This window comes from Pseudomonas sp. GW821-FHT09C10, assembly GCF_059418085.1.
In genome coordinates this window covers 1-16,786 of sequence record NZ_JBWKPE010000004.1, presented here as the reverse complement: position 1 = coordinate 16,786, position 16,786 = coordinate 1, and the positions used below count along the sequence as shown (strand labels likewise).

General features: G+C 61.9%; 17 protein-coding genes. 11 read left to right on the top strand and 6 right to left on the bottom strand.

What is annotated here, in order from left to right:
- Window positions 1-39 precede the first annotated feature (39 nt).
- Window positions 40-1,005 (top strand): GlxA family transcriptional regulator, encoded by a 966-nt coding sequence (locus AC07OT_RS09355; protein WP_495107942.1) that lies wholly within the window; start codon window positions 40-42, stop codon window positions 1,003-1,005.
- A gap of 33 nt (window positions 1,006-1,038) precedes the next feature.
- Here the strand turns inward: AC07OT_RS09355 and AC07OT_RS09350 are convergent, their stop codons facing one another.
- Window positions 1,039-3,393, bottom strand: coding sequence for a penicillin acylase family protein (locus tag AC07OT_RS09350; RefSeq protein WP_495107941.1), 2,355 nt, complete (start codon window positions 3,391-3,393; stop codon window positions 1,039-1,041).
- 31 nt (window positions 3,394-3,424) lie between these two features.
- Window positions 3,425-4,000 carry a DUF6436 domain-containing protein gene (locus AC07OT_RS09345; protein ID WP_065938071.1) on the bottom strand — a complete coding sequence of 192 codons (576 nt, stop codon included), beginning with the start codon at window positions 3,998-4,000 and terminating at the stop codon, window positions 3,425-3,427.
- Window positions 4,001-4,099: 99 nt separating this feature from the next.
- Here AC07OT_RS09345 and bipL point away from each other — a divergent pair, with 99 nt between their 5' ends.
- Complete coding sequence (bipL, locus tag AC07OT_RS09340) at window positions 4,100-5,041, top strand: phospholipase BipL (RefSeq protein WP_495107940.1); 942 nt, start codon at window positions 4,100-4,102, stop codon at window positions 5,039-5,041.
- Window positions 5,042-5,147: 106 nt separating this feature from the next.
- Here the strand turns inward: bipL and AC07OT_RS09335 are convergent, their stop codons facing one another.
- Complete coding sequence (locus AC07OT_RS09335; protein ID WP_495107939.1) at window positions 5,148-5,900, bottom strand: DUF2059 domain-containing protein; 753 nt, start codon at window positions 5,898-5,900, stop codon at window positions 5,148-5,150.
- 131 nt (window positions 5,901-6,031) lie between these two features.
- On the opposite strand from AC07OT_RS09335, the gene AC07OT_RS09330 reads away from it, so the two are divergent.
- Window positions 6,032-6,664 carry a 2OG-Fe(II) oxygenase gene (locus AC07OT_RS09330; RefSeq protein WP_065924356.1) on the top strand — a complete coding sequence of 211 codons (633 nt, stop codon included), beginning with the start codon at window positions 6,032-6,034 and terminating at the stop codon, window positions 6,662-6,664.
- Window positions 6,665-6,666: 2 nt separating this feature from the next.
- Window positions 6,667-7,149, top strand: a complete 483-nt coding sequence (locus tag AC07OT_RS09325; RefSeq protein ID WP_027608414.1) for a 2-thiouracil desulfurase family protein — start codon at window positions 6,667-6,669, stop codon at window positions 7,147-7,149.
- On the opposite strand, the gene AC07OT_RS09320 is transcribed toward AC07OT_RS09325, so the two are convergent.
- Window positions 7,100-7,624 carry a transporter substrate-binding domain-containing protein gene (locus AC07OT_RS09320; RefSeq protein WP_141156252.1) on the bottom strand — a complete coding sequence of 175 codons (525 nt, stop codon included), beginning with the start codon at window positions 7,622-7,624 and terminating at the stop codon, window positions 7,100-7,102. The genes AC07OT_RS09325 and AC07OT_RS09320 overlap by 50 nt on opposite strands.
- 134 nt (window positions 7,625-7,758) lie before the next feature.
- Between AC07OT_RS09320 and AC07OT_RS09315 the strand changes: the two genes are divergently transcribed.
- Window positions 7,759-8,199, top strand: a complete 441-nt coding sequence (locus AC07OT_RS09315) for a DUF4399 domain-containing protein (protein WP_027608415.1) — start codon at window positions 7,759-7,761, stop codon at window positions 8,197-8,199.
- 68 nt (window positions 8,200-8,267) lie between these two features.
- Here the strand turns inward: AC07OT_RS09315 and serA are convergent, their stop codons facing one another.
- Entirely contained in the window at window positions 8,268-9,497 is a 1,230-nt protein-coding gene (gene serA, locus AC07OT_RS09310; protein ID WP_027608416.1) for a phosphoglycerate dehydrogenase, read from the bottom strand.
- A 205-nt stretch (window positions 9,498-9,702) separates the two neighbouring features.
- Between serA and AC07OT_RS09305 the strand changes: the two genes are divergently transcribed.
- From AC07OT_RS09305 to AC07OT_RS09290, 4 genes are all read left to right on the top strand, one after another.
- The gene (locus AC07OT_RS09305) at window positions 9,703-11,097 is read left to right on the top strand and encodes an FAD-binding oxidoreductase (RefSeq protein WP_092355745.1); all 1,395 of its coding nucleotides are present in this window, start codon (window positions 9,703-9,705) and stop codon (window positions 11,095-11,097) included.
- 22 nt (window positions 11,098-11,119) lie between these two features.
- Window positions 11,120-11,785, top strand: coding sequence for a fumarylacetoacetate hydrolase family protein (locus tag AC07OT_RS09300; protein WP_027608418.1), 666 nt, complete (start codon window positions 11,120-11,122; stop codon window positions 11,783-11,785).
- A gap of 169 nt (window positions 11,786-11,954) precedes the next feature.
- A complete protein-coding gene (locus AC07OT_RS09295; RefSeq protein ID WP_495107938.1) occupies window positions 11,955-12,881 on the top strand; it encodes an SdiA-regulated domain-containing protein in 927 nt (308 codons plus the stop codon).
- A 121-nt stretch (window positions 12,882-13,002) separates the two neighbouring features.
- Entirely contained in the window at window positions 13,003-13,917 is a 915-nt protein-coding gene (locus tag AC07OT_RS09290; RefSeq protein ID WP_495107937.1) for an SdiA-regulated domain-containing protein, read from the top strand.
- Between the two features lie 18 nt (window positions 13,918-13,935).
- Here the strand turns inward: AC07OT_RS09290 and rpiA are convergent, their stop codons facing one another.
- Window positions 13,936-14,607, bottom strand: a complete 672-nt coding sequence (rpiA, locus tag AC07OT_RS09285) for a ribose-5-phosphate isomerase RpiA (protein ID WP_027608421.1) — start codon at window positions 14,605-14,607, stop codon at window positions 13,936-13,938.
- A 136-nt stretch (window positions 14,608-14,743) separates the two neighbouring features.
- On the opposite strand from rpiA, the gene ilvA reads away from it, so the two are divergent.
- Window positions 14,744-16,258 (top strand): threonine ammonia-lyase, biosynthetic, encoded by a 1,515-nt coding sequence (gene ilvA, locus AC07OT_RS09280; protein ID WP_495107936.1) that lies wholly within the window; start codon window positions 14,744-14,746, stop codon window positions 16,256-16,258.
- 41 nt (window positions 16,259-16,299) lie between these two features.
- A complete protein-coding gene (locus AC07OT_RS09275; protein ID WP_115485548.1) occupies window positions 16,300-16,716 on the top strand; it encodes a DUF2269 family protein in 417 nt (138 codons plus the stop codon).
- Window positions 16,717-16,786: the final 70 nt, after the last annotated feature.

Sequence of the window (16,786 nt, the reverse complement as noted above, 5' to 3'; positions counted from 1 at the left end):
GTTTTGCATTTTATTCAGCTGAAAAAGGTGTCTGTGAGCATGCACAAAACCGTCGCCATCCTGATCTTCCCCGGCGTCCAGTCACTGGATGTGAGCGGCCCCATGGATGTGTTCTGCGAAGCCAACCGATTTCTGCCGCCTCAGGATCACTACCGGATCGAGGTCATCGGGCTTGCCCATGGCACCATGGCCGCCTCCAACGGTTTGGCATTGCAAGCCCACCGGCATTACAGCGAAGCCCTGCAGGCCTATGACCTGCTGCTGGTTGCCGGCGGCCCGCAATTGCCCTTCGAAGATTTCGGCGCGCCGTTCGATGATTGGCTGCGTGGCGCAACCGCCCGGGCGCAGCGCTTTGGTTCGATCTGCAACGGCGCCTTCATGCTGGCGCGCGCCGGGTTGCTGGATGGAAAAACCGTCACGACCCATTGGAATGATGCGGCAGGCCTGGCGCGTTTGTGCCCGCGCGCGCAGGTCGAAGCCGACCGCCTCTACGTACAGGATGGCAATCTCTACACCTCGGCGGGCGTCACCGCAGGCATCGATCTGTCGCTGTACCTGCTGGCCCAGGACCACGGCCCGGAAGTGGCGTTGAGCGTGGCCAAGCGCCTGGTGGTGTTCACCCAGCGCTCGGGCGGGCAGTCGCAGTTCAGCCCGTTCCTCACGCCCCACGCCGAAACCACCTCGGCGGTGGCGTTGGTGCAGTTATACGTATTGGCGAACCTGACGGGCGACCTGACCATCGCCGACCTGGCCAAGGCCGCCAACATGAGCGCGCGCAACTTCTCCCGGGTGTTTGCCCGTGAGGCGCGGATTACGCCAGCGGAGTTTGTCGAACGGGCGCGGGTGGATGCCGCGCGGGTGATGCTCGAAAGCACGCATGCGCCGCTGAAAACCGTGGCCTATCAATGCGGGTTTCGCGATGCCCAGCACATGCGCAGCGTGTTCAACCGCCGGCTGGGTGTGACGCCGCAACAGTTCCGGCTCAATTTTGCGGCACCGGTCTAAGCCCCTTCCACAGGTTGACCGATTTCCAAGGGGCTATCGCGCCGGCAGCAGTTTCAGCGTGCCGCGGGTATTGGCCGTGACTTCCTCATCACTGAAATGCGCCTGCTCATAACCCCCTTCGATATAGGTCTCGGCCTGGTCGCCATAGTGCTTGTCGAACGGCACGCCGCTTTGCCCCACCGGATTGATGGTGAGGGCGTGGGCCACGTCGGCAAAGTCGATCAGGCGCCGGGTGGACGGGCCGTAGGTCACCGGCCAGGGCGCGGGGCCGATGACGGCCGACTGGTTGTTCGGCACTTCGTGGGTGCCGGGGGCCGGGAACGGGCCGACGTTGACGATCAGGTCCAAAGGTTTCTGCGAGCCCAGCGGATGGCCGTGGGTCAGGGTATGGGCCTTGCCCCACTGCCATTGCGTCGGGTCATCGCCGAAGGTGGCCTTGAGGTGCGCGAGGCTGTTGTCCCAGGCCCGTTTGACGGTGTCGGCGCGCTTGCCGTCCCACCAGGGCGAGGCCGGGTCGGCAGCCAGGCGGGGCAGGGCGGCGTCGATCACGCGGGTGGTGAGCAGGGTCTTGAACATCCCGTCACCCAGCTTCGGGTGGAAGGCCGCGTCGGCGAGGTTGAACAGGAACTGGTTGAACAGCGTGGCGCTGGTGGAATCCAGCGGGTAGTCACCCTTCCAGCCGGCCAGCTGTTCCACCAGCTTCAACTGCGCCGGGTCCGTGACCACTTCGCGCAGCACCGGCAACAGCGGCGCCAGCAGGCGCGGGCCGAAGGCGGTGGTGGTGCCCAGTTGCAGGGCCTGGCTGTTGGTCACATCCCACTTCACGCTCTTGTCGCTCAACTGCGCGTTCAACTGCTGGCCCCTGTCGGCGAGGTTGTAATAACCGGGGATTTGCATGCCGGTGGGCGATCCCGGCTGGGCATTGGCCGAGACCACATAGCCACGCGCCGGGTTTTCTTCCTGGGGGTTGGCGCTGAAGGGGTAGAAGCCCAGCTTGTCGGCCTCGGCGGTGCTGCCGTCGAGGATAAACCCAGGGTTGGCACCTGCCGGGCGAATCGGCAACTGGGCCGCCGCCCACCAGCCGATATCGCCCCTGGCATTGGCCCACACGATATTCAGCCCCGGTGCGGACACCTTTGACGCCGCCGTACGGGCCTTGGCCAACGTGTCGGCGCGGTTGAGCTGGTAGAAACCTTCGAGGATCGGGTTCTGGGTGTCGAGGAACGCCCACCACATGGCAATCGGCGTCTTGCCGCCGCTGTCGCCGAGCACGTCATTGACGATCGGACCGTGGGGCGACTGGCGCAGGGTGAGGCTGACCGGTGCCTGGCCTTTGACGGCGATCTGTTGCTCGCTGCGGGTCATGTCGACCCACTGGCCGTGGTACCAGACCTGGTTGGGGTTGTCCGGGTTGACCTTCTCGGCGATCAGGTCGAGGTCGTCGTTCTGGAACATGGTCAGGCTCCAGCCGAAATCCAGGTTGTGCCCCAGGAACGCTACGGGTACCAGCGCGTTGTGATAGCCATACAGCTCGAAGCCCGGCGCCGACAGCTGCGCCTCGTACCACACCGACGGCACCGAGAAGCGAATATGCGGGTCACCCGCCAGCAGCGGTTTGCCGCTCTTGGTGCGACTGCCACTGATGGCCCAGGCGTTGCTGCCCTCGAACTGCGGCAAGCCGTTGTCGGCCGGGCCCTGCTCATTCAGGGCGGCGAGGGCGCCGAGGGTTTTCCAGTCACTGTCGGCCAGGTTGAGGGCGCCCTTGGGTTGCCAGTCGAGGTCGAAGACGTTCAGGTAGTCTCTGCCCAGTTGGTCGCGGACGTAAGTCAGCAAGGGCTCGGTACGAAACGCAGCGGCAAAGCTGTAGGCCATGTACCCGGCGACGCTGATGGTGTCCTCGGCGGTAAACGCGCGCCTGGGGATGCCCAGCACGTCGAACTCCATCGGGCGGGCGTGGCTGTCCTGATACTGGTTGATCCCGTCCAGATAGGCTTGCAGGGCCTTCCAGTGCGCCGACTCATGGTCCTGCTGCGCCACGTAGGTGGCGGCGCGGTCGCGAATGCGCAGGCTGCGGAACAACTTGTCGGTCTCCAGCAGCTTCGGCCCGAGTACCTCGGCCAACTCGCCACGGGCCAGGCGGCGCATGATCTCCATCTGGAACAGGCGGTCCTGGGCATGCACGTAGCCCAGGGCGCGATACAGGTCGGTCTCGTTCTCGGCGCGAATATGCGGCACGCCACGGTCGTCGTAGCGCACGGTGACCGAGCCTTGCAGGTTGGCCAGTTCAACCGTGCCCTGGCGGGTGGGTTGCTTGCTGTAGACGTACCAGCCCGCACCGAGGCCGATCAGTACCAGCAGAACCGCAAGAACCTGCAGGACGCGCTTCATGAACATTCCTTACCAAGAGTGGGGTGGCGGGCTACTCATCTTTCGACCACGAACAATAGCAGCCCACCGCCAGGGTGTGCGTGGCGTTCACGTCTCGGCCGGCTTCAAGGGCTTTCAGGATCGGCTCGATAAAACTGTTACTGGCGTTACACGTCAGCCCTTCGCTGTAGGGCCCGAAATACGCGAGCTTGCCGGTGCGGTCCCAGATGCCCACGGCCGGGCTGGCCGGCACCTGGTCGGCGCCGGGCAGGGCGGTGAGGGTTTTCATCTTGCGCAGGTTATCGGGCAACTGGCCGTGGCTGCCGGCTTTTTGCAGGGCATAGAACTCGACGCCCTGGGGCGCGTATTGCTCGATCAACTCGCCCAGGTGCTGCTGGTTGCCGACATTACACGGGCACGCCGGATCCCAGAAATGCACCAGGCGGATCGGCCCGGGGCCGCTGAGTTCGGCGGGCAGGCGCAGAGGGTCGCCGGAGAATACCGCGGTGTGTTCGCTGAAGGCACGCAGGTAGCGGCCCTGGAACCAGTCATACGCTGTCCACAGCACGCCGGCGCAGATGATCAGGATCAGGCTGGCGAACAGGGCGTTACGGTAAGGCTGTCGCATTCGGATCTATCCTCGCAGGTCGCGTAGCTTGCCATGCTTGTCCTGACAGATGAATATCGCAGTTCGATATTCATCTTCGCCGCAAGTCTGGAACCCTTTATGCCTGTGACCTTTGACCCTGATCACCTTCGCGAAAGCCTGCGGCCCCTGGTGGATGCGCAACCGCTTTCAGCCGAAGCGCGGGTCTACCAGCGTTTCTACGGACTGGACCTGAGTGCACGCAAAGTGCCGACGGTGAGTCGGCTGGGGCGTTTCGAGGTGGCTGGGTTCGAGGTGGTCGCCCAGGTGTGGTGGCCGCCCGTGCCGGTGGCGACGATGTTTATGTTCCACGGCTTCTACGACCATATGGGCCTGTATCGCCACGTGGTGGACTGGGCCTTGGACCAGGGCTTTGTGGTGATCGCCTGCGATTTGCCGGGCCATGGCTTGTCCAGCGGCGCGCGCGCCAGCATCGATGATTTTGCCGTGTACCAGGATGTGGTGCAGGCACTGTTCGGCCAGGCCCAAGCGCTGCAATTGCCGCAGCCCTGGCACTTGTTCGGGCAAAGCACCGGCGGCGCGGTGGTGGTGGATCACTTGCTCAACCATGGCGCTACCAGTCCGGCGCAAGGCAAGACCTTCCTGCTCTCACCGCTGGTGCGGCCGCGTGCGTGGGGATGGTCGCAGGTCAGCTATTACCTGTTGCGCCCGTTCGTCAAAGGCATCGCCCGGCGCTTCAGCGAGAACACTCACGACCCGGCGTTCAAGCCGTTCCTGGAGGCCGACCCGCTGCAACCCCGGCAACTGCCCACCGCCTGGGTAGGCGCCCTGGCGCGCTGGATCAAACGCATCGAAGCCGCGCCACGCAGCCCTCGGCGGCCGGTGATTGTGCAGGGTGAGGAAGACATGACGGTGGATTGGCAGCACAACTTGCAGGTGCTGCGGAGCAAGTTCGACCAGCCCGAGGTGTTGATGCTGCCGCGCGGCCGGCATCACTTGGCGAATGAGATTCCGCAGATTCGCGAAGAGTACTTCCGGTATTTGACGGACCATCTCAAATAACACGGTAATAAAATGTGGGAGGGGGCTTGCCCCCGATAGCGGTGTATCAGTCAGCTTATCTGTAGCTGACCCACTGCCATCGGGGGCAAGCCCCCTCCCACATGTTCTACTGCGCCAGGCTTGAGGTGCTCTGGCCGACTGCCAGACCTGCGCGAATCGCCGCCAGCGCCGCCTGGTAATACGCCTTACCTTCCGGTGACTCCGCAAACGTCGCGAACTGCTCCAGCTCCGGGTCGGACAGATCCCGATAGACGTACAGCAGAGTGTTGTTCAGGTCATTGCCAATCTGTTGCATCAGCCGCTCGCGCTGGCCATTCAACATGCCTTGGGCCTGGCCGCCACCCAGCAGGCCGGGGATCATCTGGCTCAAGCTGTCGGCGGCCACGCCGGCGATCGCCAGGCTGACCTCCGCCCCGGCTTCGCGGGCGGGCAGGGCCTGGGCCAGGTGGCCGATGATCAGGCTGCGGGTGGCGTCAGCCTCGATGTGCGGCAGGCCTTGGGCGTTTTTTGCCAACTGGTCGCGGCGCGTGGCCAGTAACTCGGCTGCAACGACCTTGCGGCCCAGGGGCGATTGGAAAAACGCCAGGGCCGGCGCAGGGTCCGCCAGGTGCTTGCGTAACTGGGCTTCGGCGCGCTGGTCCATGGCCTGGGCGGCAAAGCGCTTGTTGCTGTTGTCCACCAGCGCCTGGTACACCGCCGGCGGCAGGCTGTTACGGTAGCGTTGCTGGGCAGCACTGAGGGCGTCATTGAAATGCGCACGTTGTTCGGCCCAGCCGGCGACCTTGTACAACTGGTCATGGCCGTCTGCCCAGGCGGGCAAAACGCAGAACATCAGCAAGGAAAAAAACAAACGACGCATATGGACTCCTGTCAGTCGGCCACTATTGTCCGTGTCGGGCGTAGGATTTGTCGAGAAGTCCTATCAGTCAGCTGACTAAAGTGTATTCAGACGCTCGGCGGCTCTGTCGGATTCACAGGCGTATGGATACTATGCGCGCCATGCAAATACCCCTTGATCACCCCCTGCTGCAACGCATCGTCGATGACCTGGCCGAAAAAGGCTGGTCGCAGCAGAACGGCTTCCTGCCCCAGGCTCTGACCCTGGAACTGGCGGCTGAGTGCCGTAAACGTGCGGCCGAGGGTGAACTGGCCCCGGCGGCAGTGGGGCGCGGGCCGGCCCAGGAGATTCGCGAGGGTATTCGCGGCGACCATATCCAGTGGCTGGAGGAGGGCGACGCGGCGGTCTGCGACAGCTATATGGCGTTGATGGACACGCTGCGCCTGGCGATGAACCGTGGTTTGTTCCTCGGCCTTGAGGATTTCGAAAGCCACTTCGCGATGTATCCCCCCGGCGCGTTTTACCTCAGGCACCTGGACCGGTTCCGTGACGATGATCGGCGCATGGTCTCGGCGGTGATCTACTTGAACGACGCCTGGTTGCCCGAGCACGGTGGCCAGTTGCGCATGTACCTCAAGGACGGCGTCGAATACGACGTGGTGCCCAGCGGTGGATGCCTGGTGGTGTTCCTGTCGGGCGAGGTGCCCCACGAAGTCATGCCGGCTACGCGCGAGCGGTTGTCCCTCACCGGGTGGTTCCGTCGGCGCGGTAACGAGCCGTTCTAACCATGCAGAAGATTCTGATCAGCCGCTGCCTGCTTGGCCACAAGGTGCGCTACGACGGTGGGGCCAGCGGCCCGTTCGATCAACTGGCGGCGTGGCAGGCTGAAGGGCGCGTGGTTGCGATCTGCCCGGAAGTGTCGGGCGGTCTGCCGACGCCCAGGCCCTCCGCCGAGATTCCAGGTGGGCAGGGCATCGATGTCTGGGAAGGCCGCGCCCAGGTGCTGACGGCCGAGGGCGAAGACTTCAGCGCCGCCTTCCTCGACGGCGCTCGGCAAGCCTTGGCGTTGGTGCAGCGCCATCACATCCGCATCGCCATTCTCAAGGCCAATAGCCCGTCCTGCGGCAACCTGCTGACCTATGACGGCACTTTCACCGGTGTAAAGGTCAGTGGCGAGGGCGTAACGGCGGCGCTGCTCAAGCGCCATGGCGTGCAGGTGTTCAGTGAGCTGGAGTTGCCTGCGGCGGCACTGGCGTTGGCGCGCCTGTAGGGGCCTGGTCCTCTAACCACTTATGGGACAGTGCCTTTAATCGGCCATCGTCCTTCACCCGCTTCAGCGCCCCGTCCAGGCTGGTCTTGAAGGCCGGGTTGCCCTTCTGGAACGGGATCGCCAGCTCAGGCTTGTCGTGATAAGCCTCGCTGAAATCGAACTGATCCTTAAGCTCGGCAGTCATAGCGACATGGTTGATGGCTACATCGTATTTGCCGGTTGAGACCCCCGGCAGCATGTCGGCGTCGTCGGTGGTGATAAACGAAGGGCGCACGTCCATTTCCTTGGCCAGCAATTCACCCAGCTCGACTTCAAAGCCGGTGAGTTTGTCGCCTTCCTTGAAATTGTACGGTGGTGTGTTGGCTTCAAGGGCGATGCGGAGTTCGCCGCGATCGTTTACATCGTCGATCAGTTCGGCATGAGCCAGGGGGCTCAGCAGGGGCAGCAACAGTAACAGGCCAGGCGAAAAGCGCATGGTCACTCCTAAAGAATTCGAATGTGCGAGGCGCCGTTCAGCATCGCTTTGCTATGGTGGTGAGTGCCTTGGACAGCAATTTGTCGCGAAGTTGTCAGAACCCTACAGATTTCATGGAAAAACTGGAGAAGCGAATGAAAGCCCTATTGTCCCGTGCAACCATTGCCAGCCTGCTGCTGGGTGCCTCGATGTTGGCGAATGCCGCCGATGTTCCGCGTACCCCCGCGCCCAAGGGAGCTGAGGTGTTTATCGTCTCGCCCAAGGATGGCGCGACCGTCGACAAAACCTTCACCGTCAAATTCGGCGTCAAGGGCCTGGATCTTGAGCCGATCGACAAGCAAGTACCAAACGCCGGCCACCATCATCTGCTGGTAGACCAGGATGTACAGTCGCTGAAGGCTGATGAGGCCATCCCAGCCACCGCCACGTCGATTCACTTCGGTAAGGCGCAGACTGAAACCGAACTGACCCTGGCTCCAGGCAAGCACACCCTGCAACTGGTCGCAGGCGACAACGTGCATCGCCAATTCGAGCCCACTGTAGCCTCGAAAGTGATCACGGTTAACGTCAAGTAAGATTTGTTCAGACAAAAAAATGGGAGGCCCCTGCGGGTCTCCCATTTTTTTATGCAGCGTTTGCAGCGTTAGAACAACACGCGGCTACGGATAGTGCCGTTGATGTGCTGCAGCTTCTCTTGCGCCAGGTCCGAGTACTCGGCGTCGACGTCGATCACCACGTAGCCGACCTTCTCGTTGGTCTGCAGGAACTGACCGGAGATGTTGATGCCGTTTTCCGCGAAGACCTTGTTGATCTCCATCATCACGCCCGGGATGTTCTGGTGGATGTGCAGCAGGCGGTGCTTGCCAGGGTGAGCCGGCAGGGCCACTTCCGGGAAGTTGACGGACGAGACCGAGGTACCGTTGTCGCTGTACTTGACCAGCTTCTCCGACACTTCCAGGCCGATGTTGGCCTGGGCTTCAGCAGTGGAACCACCGATGTGCGGGGTCAGGATCACGTTGTCCAGGCCACGCAGCGGGCTTTCGAAGATGTCGTCGTTGGAGCGTGGCTCCACCGGGAACACGTCGATTGCGGCGCCGATCAGGTGCTTGTCCTTGATCGCGTCGGCCAGGGCGTCCAGCTCGACCACGGTGCCCCGTGCAGCGTTGATCAGGATGCCGCCTTTCTTGATGGCGCGGATTTCCTTCTCGCCGATCATCCACTGGGTCTCTGCGGTTTCCGGAACGTGCAGGGTGACGATGTCGGACATGCCCAGCAGCTCGGTCAGGCTCGACACCTGGGTGGCGTTGCCCAATGGCAGCTTGGTCAGGGTGTCGTAGAAGAACACCTGCATGCCGAGGCCTTCGGCCAGTACCGACAGTTGCGTGCCGATCGAGCCGTAACCGACGATACCCAGCTTCTTGCCCCGGATTTCGAAGGAGTTGGCCGCGCTCTTGATCCAGCCGCCACGGTGGCAGGAAGCGTTCTTCTCAGGGATACCGCGCAACAGCAGGATGGCCTCGGCCAGCACCAGCTCCGCGACGGAACGGGTGTTGGAGTACGGGGCGTTGAACACTGCAATGCCGCGCTCGCGCGCTGCGTCGAGGTCGACCTGGTTGGTGCCGATGCAGAAACAGCCGACCGCCACGAGTTTCTTGGCGTGATCGAAGATCTCTTCGGTCAGCTGAGTACGGGAGCGAATGCCGATAAAGTGCGCGTCGGCGATCTTTTCCTTGAGCTGGGCTTCCGGCAGAGAACTGGTGATGTACTCAATGCTGGAGTACCCGGCGGCCTTCAGTACGTCGACGGCCGATGGGTGGACGCCTTCCAGAAGAAGGAACTTGATCTTGCTCTTATCGAGAGAAGTCTTGCTCATCTGCGTAAACCTGTATCCCGGAGAAAAATGGCAGGGAATCGGATCGCTTAAGCTGACCCGGACGGCAGGAAAGCCGTCACCGCAGAAACGCCCTTGGGCTCTGTCCTGCGGGGGCGGTATGCTAGCATACGCGCCCCGCTAAACACCTATTCCTGCGACGTGAAGCGTTCTCAGGATGACCATGAATTGTTCGAGAGTTCTGTCGATGACCCATCCTGCCCTGATTGATGAGCTAAAGACCCTGGTTGAGCCCGGCAAAGTGCTGACCGACGCCGACTCCCTGGAGGCTTACGGCAAGGATTGGACCAAGCACTTCGCGCCCGCGCCGACCGCCATCGTGTTCCCCAAGACCACCGAGCAGGTACAGGCCATTGTCCGTTGGGCCAATGCGCACAAGGTGGCGCTGGTGCCATCCGGTGGTCGCACCGGCCTGTCGGCTGCTGCCGTGGCGGCCAATGGCGAAGTGGTCGTCTCGTTCGACTATATGAACCAGATCCTCGACGTGAACCTCACCGACCGCACCGCGGTGTGCCAGCCGGGCGTGGTGACCAAGCAATTGCAGAACGTCGCCGAAGAAAATGGCCTGTACTACCCGGTGGACTTCGCATCGTCCGGTTCCAGCCAGATCGGCGGCAATATCGGCACCAATGCCGGCGGGATCAAGGTCATTCGCTACGGTATGACTCGCAACTGGGTGGCCGGCATGAAAGTCGTCACCGGCAAGGGCGATGTGCTGGAGCTGAACCGCGACCTGATCAAGAACGCCACCGGCTACGACATGCGCCAACTGTTTATCGGCGCCGAAGGCACCCTGGGCTTTGTGGTCGAAGCCACCATGCGCCTGGACCGTGCGCCGAAAAACCTCACCGCGATGGTGCTCGGCACCACCGATTTCGACTCGATCATGCCGGTGCTGCACGCCTTCCAGGGCAAGCTGGACCTGACCGCCTTCGAGTTCTTCTCCGACAAGGCCTTGGCCAAAGTCCTCGGCCGTGGTGATGTGCCGGCGCCGTTCGAAACCGAGTGCCCGTTCTACGCGCTGCTGGAATTCGAAGCCACCACCGAAGAAGTTGCCAACCACGCGCTGGAGACCTTCGAGCACTGCGTCGAGCAGGGCTGGGTGCTGGACGGCGTGATGAGCCAGAGCGAAACCCAGTTGCACAACCTGTGGAAACTGCGCGAGTACATCTCCGAGACCATTTCCCACTGGACGCCGTACAAGAACGATATTTCGGTCACCGTCTCCAAAGTACCAGGGTTCTTGAAGGAAATTGATGCGATCGTCGGTGAACACTACCCGGACTTCGAAATCGTCTGGTTTGGCCATATCGGCGACGGCAACCTGCACCTGAACATCCTCAAGCCGGAAAACCTGAGCAAGGATGAGTTCTTCGCCAAGTGCGCCACGGTGAACAAGTGGGTGTTCGAAACCGTTCAGAAGTACAACGGTTCGATCTCCGCCGAACACGGCGTGGGCATGACCAAGCGCGATTACCTGACCTACAGCCGCTCGCCGGTTGAGATCGAATACATGAAAGCAGTGAAGGCGGTGTTCGACCCGAACGGGATCATGAACCCTGGCAAGATCTTCGCTGTTTAACCGCCCCCGAAGGAGTCGTTTCATGAGCTACCAGCACAAGTATGTCGACGGCACCAATATCCACTTTCCTGTCGGTAAAGTGGTGTGTATTGGGCGTAACTACGCCGAACATGCCAAGGAACTGGACAACCCGGTGCCGACCGAGCCGTTGCTGTTCATCAAGCCGGGCAGTTGCGTCGTCCCGCTGGAAGGCGGTTTCAGCATTCCGACCGAGCGCGGTTCGGTGCACTACGAGGCGGAAATCGCGGTGCTGATCGGCAAGCCGCTGTCGAACAAGCCCAGCCGTGAAGAAGTGCTGGACGCCATCTCCGGCTTCGCCCCGGCCCTGGATCTGACCCTGCGCGACAAACAATCCGAGCTGAAGGCCAAGGGCCTGCCGTGGGAAATCGCCAAGTCCTTCGACGGCGCGGCGGTGATTGCGCCGTTCGTGGTCGGCAGCACCTTCGCGGACGTGACCGATATTGGCATTCGCCTGACCATCAATGGCGAAGTGCGCCAGGACGGCAACAGCGCGAGCATGCTCAACCCGATCGTGCCGATGATCCAGTACATGGCCGGCTGCTTCTCGCTGCAGGCTGGCGATGTGATCCTCACCGGCACCCCAGCCGGCGTGGGCCCGTTGAATGTGGGTGATGACCTGGTGTTGGAATTGACCGGCGTGAATCGTTTCGAAAGCAGCGTTCGATAAGCACCCGATGTGTGAGGGGGCTTGCCCCCTTCCACATTGGGTCCGAGTCCATCTCGTGCATCGGCTTTTGCATTTTTTTCACACCCCATCCGGATAATCCTCAGCCTCCTGCGCGCGGGTCCATTGATCCTGTGCTATCACCACCGCTGACTTTCCGGAAAAGCACCCCATGGCCGTGTCCCTGCCTTCCGCCACACCCAAGCCGCGCTCTCGCTTTGCCTTGCGCTGGTATTCCTGGCTATTTCTGGCGGGTGCCATCGTGTATGGCATTTCCTGGGCCATGCATTGGGACGATCGCGGCGTGCTGTGGCTGTTGGAGGGCTTTGAAACGCCCGCCGAACGCAGCGAAAGTGTGTGGTTGCCTGACTATCACGTTGTCATCGACGCCAAGGTTTTGCCGGGCATGGAGAAAGACGAAGCCTCGGACGTCTCCTATAACCCGCAGACCAAAACCCTGTTTTCCGTCATGGGTAAAAACCCGTTCCTGGTCGAGCTGAGCCTGCAAGGCGACGTATTGCGCAAGATGCCGCTCAATGGCTGGGACAACCCGGAAGGCGTGACCGTGATGGAAAATGGCCTGATGGCCGTGGTCGACGAACGCCAGCACAACCTGACCATCGTCAAGATCGACGCTGCCACCCAGCAATTGAACAAGGCCGACTTCCCGAGCTATGACCTGGGCCCGTCCAAGGACCAGAACAAAGCGTTCGAGGGGCTTACCTGGGACAAGCGCAATCAGCAATTTGTGCTGGGTGAAGAGCGGCCGCCAGCGTTGTTCACCTGGAAAAGCGACGGCAGCCAGACCCTGGTCGGCGATAAACAGAAACTGGCCAGCAAAGAGCTGGACATGCGCAACCTTTCGGCCCTGGCCATCGACCCGCGCACCGGCCATCTGCTGGTGTTATCGGCCGACTCCCATTTGTTGCTGGAGTTGGATGAGAAGGGTGAACAAGTCAGCTTCATGACCCTGCTCGGTGGTTTCAACGGCCTCAAGAGCACCATCCCCCGTGCGGAGGGGGTAACGATGGATGAGGACGGCACGCTCTACATGGTCAGTGAGCCAAACCTGTTCTATCGTTTCGAAAAGCAGAAATAACAGACGAATCACGTCGGATATTTCTCTATTAGCGGCATTCGCCAGACACCAGGGTGCGTTTAAGTTTAAATTCAGACAGGCGTGATATTCATTCGCCACTTTTGACTTTGAGCACCGCCTGATGCGTCGATTTGCCCGCCCCAAACCCATTCTCTTGATGCTCGCGTTGATCGCCCTGGTCAGCGCCGGGGCTGTTGCGCAGCACTTTCGCCTGTTCGAGCGCGCCTGGTTCAACTGGCAGGCCTGGCGTCAGCCGGCGGACGAGCGCTCCATCGGCCTGGCGGATTACCGAGTGACCCTTGAGGCCCAGGTTATCGAAGGGCTCGACGACGATGTCTCAGCCCTCACCTACGATCCGGTACGCAAGAGCCTGTTTACCGTCACCAATAAAAATGCCGAGCTGATCGAACTGTCCCTTGAGGGCAAGATCCTGCGACGCATCCCGTTGGTGGGGTTTGGTGATGCCGAGGCGGTGGAATTTATCAGCGATAACATCTATGTCATCACCGACGAACGCCAGCAGCGGCTGATCAAGGTGCATGTGGACGACGATACCCAGTTCCTTGACGCCGCCGATGCGGAACAGATGACCCTGGGCCTGCATGTCGGGGGCAACAAGGGGTTTGAGGGGTTGGCCTATGACTCGGTGGGCAAGCGCCTGTTCGTGGCCAAGGAGCGCGACCCGATGCTGATCTACGAGGTCCACGGTTTTCCCCATTTCAAACCGGAAAAAACCTACTCGGTGCACGTGATCAACAACCCCAAGCGCGATGCCGGGTTGTTTGTGCGCGACCTGTCGAGCCTGCAATACGACGAGCGCAGCGGCCATCTGCTGGCGCTGTCGGATGAGTCGTTCCTGGTGTTGGAGCTGGACATCGACGGTCGCCCATTGAGCAGCCTGTCTCTGCTCAATGGGCGCCATGGCCTGAAAAAACGGGTGCCCCAGGCCGAAGGAATCGCCATGGATGACGAGGGTACGTTGTACCTGGTCAGCGAGCCGAACCTGTTCTACGTGTTCAAGAAACCCAATCTCTGAGACACATTGGGTTTTGCATCAGGCTTTAAGGGTTTTCACGCCTTCGGAAGTGCCCAGCAGCAGCACATCCGCCGGACGCGCCGCGAACAGGCCGTTGGTGACCACGCCGACGATGGCGTTGATCTGGGTCTCAAGCTCCACTGGGTTGGTGATCTGCATATTGAACACGTCGAGGATGATGTTGCCGTTGTCGGTCAACACGCCTTCGCGGTACACCGGATCGCCACCCAGCTTCACCAGCTCGCGAGCCACGTGGCTGCGGGCCATCGGGATGACTTCCACCGGCAGCGGGAACGCGCCGAGCACCGGTACCAGCTTGCTGGCGTCGGCGATGCAGATAAAGGTCTTGGCCACCGCCGCGACGATTTTCTCGCGGGTCAGGGCTGCACCGCCGCCCTTGATCAGGTTCAGGTGTTCGTCGCTTTCATCGGCGCCGTCGACGTAGAACTCCAGGTCGCTCACGGTGTTGAGCTCGTACACCGGAATGCCATGGCCCTTGAGGCGCGCGGCGGTGGCTTCGGAGCTGGCCACGGCGCCGTCGAACGCGCCTTTGTGCCGGGCCAGCGCATCGATAAAGCAGTTGGCGGTGGAGCCGGTGCCGACACCGACGATGCTCTTGTCGTCGAGTTTAGGAAGGATTAAATCGACGGCGGCCTGGGCCACTGCCTGTTTGAGTTGATCCTGGGTCATGCGGGCTCCGGAACGGGCGGGGAGTAAAGAGGGGCGCGAGTATAACCCAACAAAACCTCCGGATTCGTGTGGTCGCCCGGCCAAACGCTGGGTTAGACTCCTTGGCCCTGCCCAACCCGCCCAGTGATTTCCGCCGATGCTTGAACAGTACGTCAAAAAGATCCTCACCTCGCGCGTCTATGACGTTGCCGTAGAAACCCCGTTGCAGACCGCCCGCCAGCTCTCCGAGCGGTTGGGCAACAAGGTCTGGCTCAAGCGTGAAGACCTGCAGCCGGTGTTCTCGTTCAAGATTCGCGGCGCGTACAACAAGCTGACTCAATTGACGGCTGAAGAGCGTGCGCGCGGCGTGGTCACGGCCTCGGCGGGCAACCATGCCCAGGGCCTGGCCCTGGCGGCCAAAGTGCTGGGGGTCAAGGCCACGATCGTGATGCCCAAGACCACTCCGGAGATCAAGGTCGAAGGTGTGCGCTCCCGTGGCGGCAAAGTGGTGCTGCACGGCGATTCCTTCCCGGAAGCCCTGGCCTACTCGCTGAAACTGGTCGACGAAAAAGGCTACGTCTACATTCACCCCTACGATGATCCGCACACCATAGCCGGGCAGGGCACCGTGGCGATGGAGATCCTGCGCCAGCACCCGGGGCCCCTGGACGCGATTTTCGTACCGGTGGGCGGCGGCGGGCTGATCGCGGGCATTGCGGCGTACGTGAAATACCTGCGCCCGGAGATCAGGATCATCGGCGTCGAACCGGACGACTCCAACTGCCTGCAAGCTGCCATGGCTGCCGGCGAGCGTGTGGTGCTGCCCACCGTGGGCATTTTTGCCGATGGCGTGGCGGTGGCGCAGATCGGCCAGCACACCTTCGACATCTGCAAACACTATGTGGATGAAGTGATCACCGTCAGCACCGATGAAATCTGTGCGGCGATCAAGGACATCTACGACGACACCCGTTCCATCACCGAGCCGGCCGGCGCGCTGGGTGTGGCGGGGATCAAGAAATACGTGGAGACCCGTGGCATCAGCGGGCAAACCCTGGTGGCCATCGACTCCGGCGCCAACGTCAACTTCGACCGCCTGCGCCATGTGGCCGAGCGCGCCGAGCTGGGTGAAGGCCGCGAAGCCATCATCGCCGTGACCATCCCCGAGAAGCCGGGCAGCTTCAAGGCGTTCTGCGAGGCGGTGGGCAAGCGCCAGATCACCGAATTCAACTACCGCTACCACTCCGGCAGCGAAGCGCACATCTTTGTCGGCGTGCAGACCCACCCGGAAAACGACCCGCGCAGTGCGCTGATCGCCAGCCTCACCGGCCAGGGTTTCCCGGTGCTGGACCTGACCGAGAACGAACTGGCCAAGTTGCACATCCGCCATATGGTCGGCGGGCATGCGGCCCAGGTCAGTGATGAAGTGGTGTTTCGCTTCGAATTCCCAGAGCGTCCGGGGGCGCTGTTCAACTTTCTTAACAAATTGGGCGGGCGCTGGAACATCTCGATGTTCCACTATCGCAACCACGGTGCCGCTGACGGCCGTGTGGTTGCTGGCCTGCAAGTGCCGGCGAGCGAGCGTCACCTGGTCCCGGCAGCCCTAGAGGCTATTGGCTACCCGTATTGGGATGAAAGCGATAACCCGGCCTACAAACTGTTTCTCGGTTGAGCGACTACGCTGATTGGGGCGGCCTTTAAGGAAAACGACATATGGAAACCCTGACCACCCTCAAAGTTATCCACATCGCCGCCACGGTGTTGCTGCTGCTCAGCGGCCTCGGCCTGGCGCTGCTGGCCTGGCGCAAGCGCAGCGCCGGCCCGGCCGTGACCGTGCAGCGCCCGTGGGCGTTCGTGTGGTTACTGATGGGCGTTTGCATGGTCAGCATGCCGTTTACCGGCTGGTGGCTGGTGCACCTGGTCGGCTGGCCGCTGGGGCAGACCTGGATCCTCGGTTCCAGCATCCTCTATACCGTGGCCGCGCTGGCCTGGTTCTGGCTGGTGGCACGGCTTAACCGGCTGCGCAAAGGCGAGGGCGGCAGCCTGAATTTCACCCTGGTGCTGGCGGTGGTAAGCCTGGTGGGGTTTGTGGCGATTGCCGGGCTCATGGGCGCCAAGCCGTTGTGGTGAGCGGGCTTGCCCCGCGCTGGGCTGCGAAGCAGCCCCAAAACCTGCCAACCGGTCTCATCAGGAAAAATGC

Bases quoted from the DNA above. Each gene is read 5' to 3' on its own strand.
- AC07OT_RS09320 (WP_141156252.1), bottom strand. From the start codon at position 7,624: ATGCGCTTTTCGCCTGGCCTGTTACTGTTGCTGCCCCTGCTGAGCCCC.
- AC07OT_RS09305 (WP_092355745.1), top strand. From the start codon at position 9,703: ATGACCCATCCTGCCCTGATTGATGAGCTAAAGACCCTGGTTGAGCCC.
- AC07OT_RS09290 (WP_495107937.1), top strand. From the start codon at position 13,003: ATGCGTCGATTTGCCCGCCCCAAACCCATTCTCTTGATGCTCGCGTTG.
- AC07OT_RS09325 (WP_027608414.1), top strand. From the start codon at position 6,667: ATGCAGAAGATTCTGATCAGCCGCTGCCTGCTTGGCCACAAGGTGCGC.
- ilvA (WP_495107936.1), top strand. From the start codon at position 14,744: ATGCTTGAACAGTACGTCAAAAAGATCCTCACCTCGCGCGTCTATGAC.
- bipL (WP_495107940.1), top strand. From the start codon at position 4,100: ATGCCTGTGACCTTTGACCCTGATCACCTTCGCGAAAGCCTGCGGCCC.
- AC07OT_RS09295 (WP_495107938.1), top strand. From the start codon at position 11,955: ATGGCCGTGTCCCTGCCTTCCGCCACACCCAAGCCGCGCTCTCGCTTT.
- AC07OT_RS09315 (WP_027608415.1), top strand. From the start codon at position 7,759: ATGAAAGCCCTATTGTCCCGTGCAACCATTGCCAGCCTGCTGCTGGGT.
- rpiA (WP_027608421.1), bottom strand. From the start codon at position 14,607: ATGACCCAGGATCAACTCAAACAGGCAGTGGCCCAGGCCGCCGTCGAT.
- AC07OT_RS09275 (WP_115485548.1), top strand. From the start codon at position 16,300: ATGGAAACCCTGACCACCCTCAAAGTTATCCACATCGCCGCCACGGTG.
- AC07OT_RS09300 (WP_027608418.1), top strand. From the start codon at position 11,120: ATGAGCTACCAGCACAAGTATGTCGACGGCACCAATATCCACTTTCCT.
- AC07OT_RS09335 (WP_495107939.1), bottom strand. From the start codon at position 5,900: ATGCGTCGTTTGTTTTTTTCCTTGCTGATGTTCTGCGTTTTGCCCGCC.
- AC07OT_RS09345 (WP_065938071.1), bottom strand. From the start codon at position 4,000: ATGCGACAGCCTTACCGTAACGCCCTGTTCGCCAGCCTGATCCTGATC.
- serA (WP_027608416.1), bottom strand. From the start codon at position 9,497: ATGAGCAAGACTTCTCTCGATAAGAGCAAGATCAAGTTCCTTCTTCTG.
- AC07OT_RS09350 (WP_495107941.1), bottom strand. From the start codon at position 3,393: ATGAAGCGCGTCCTGCAGGTTCTTGCGGTTCTGCTGGTACTGATCGGC.
- AC07OT_RS09355 (WP_495107942.1), top strand. From the start codon at position 40: ATGCACAAAACCGTCGCCATCCTGATCTTCCCCGGCGTCCAGTCACTG.
- AC07OT_RS09330 (WP_065924356.1), top strand. From the start codon at position 6,032: ATGCGCGCCATGCAAATACCCCTTGATCACCCCCTGCTGCAACGCATC.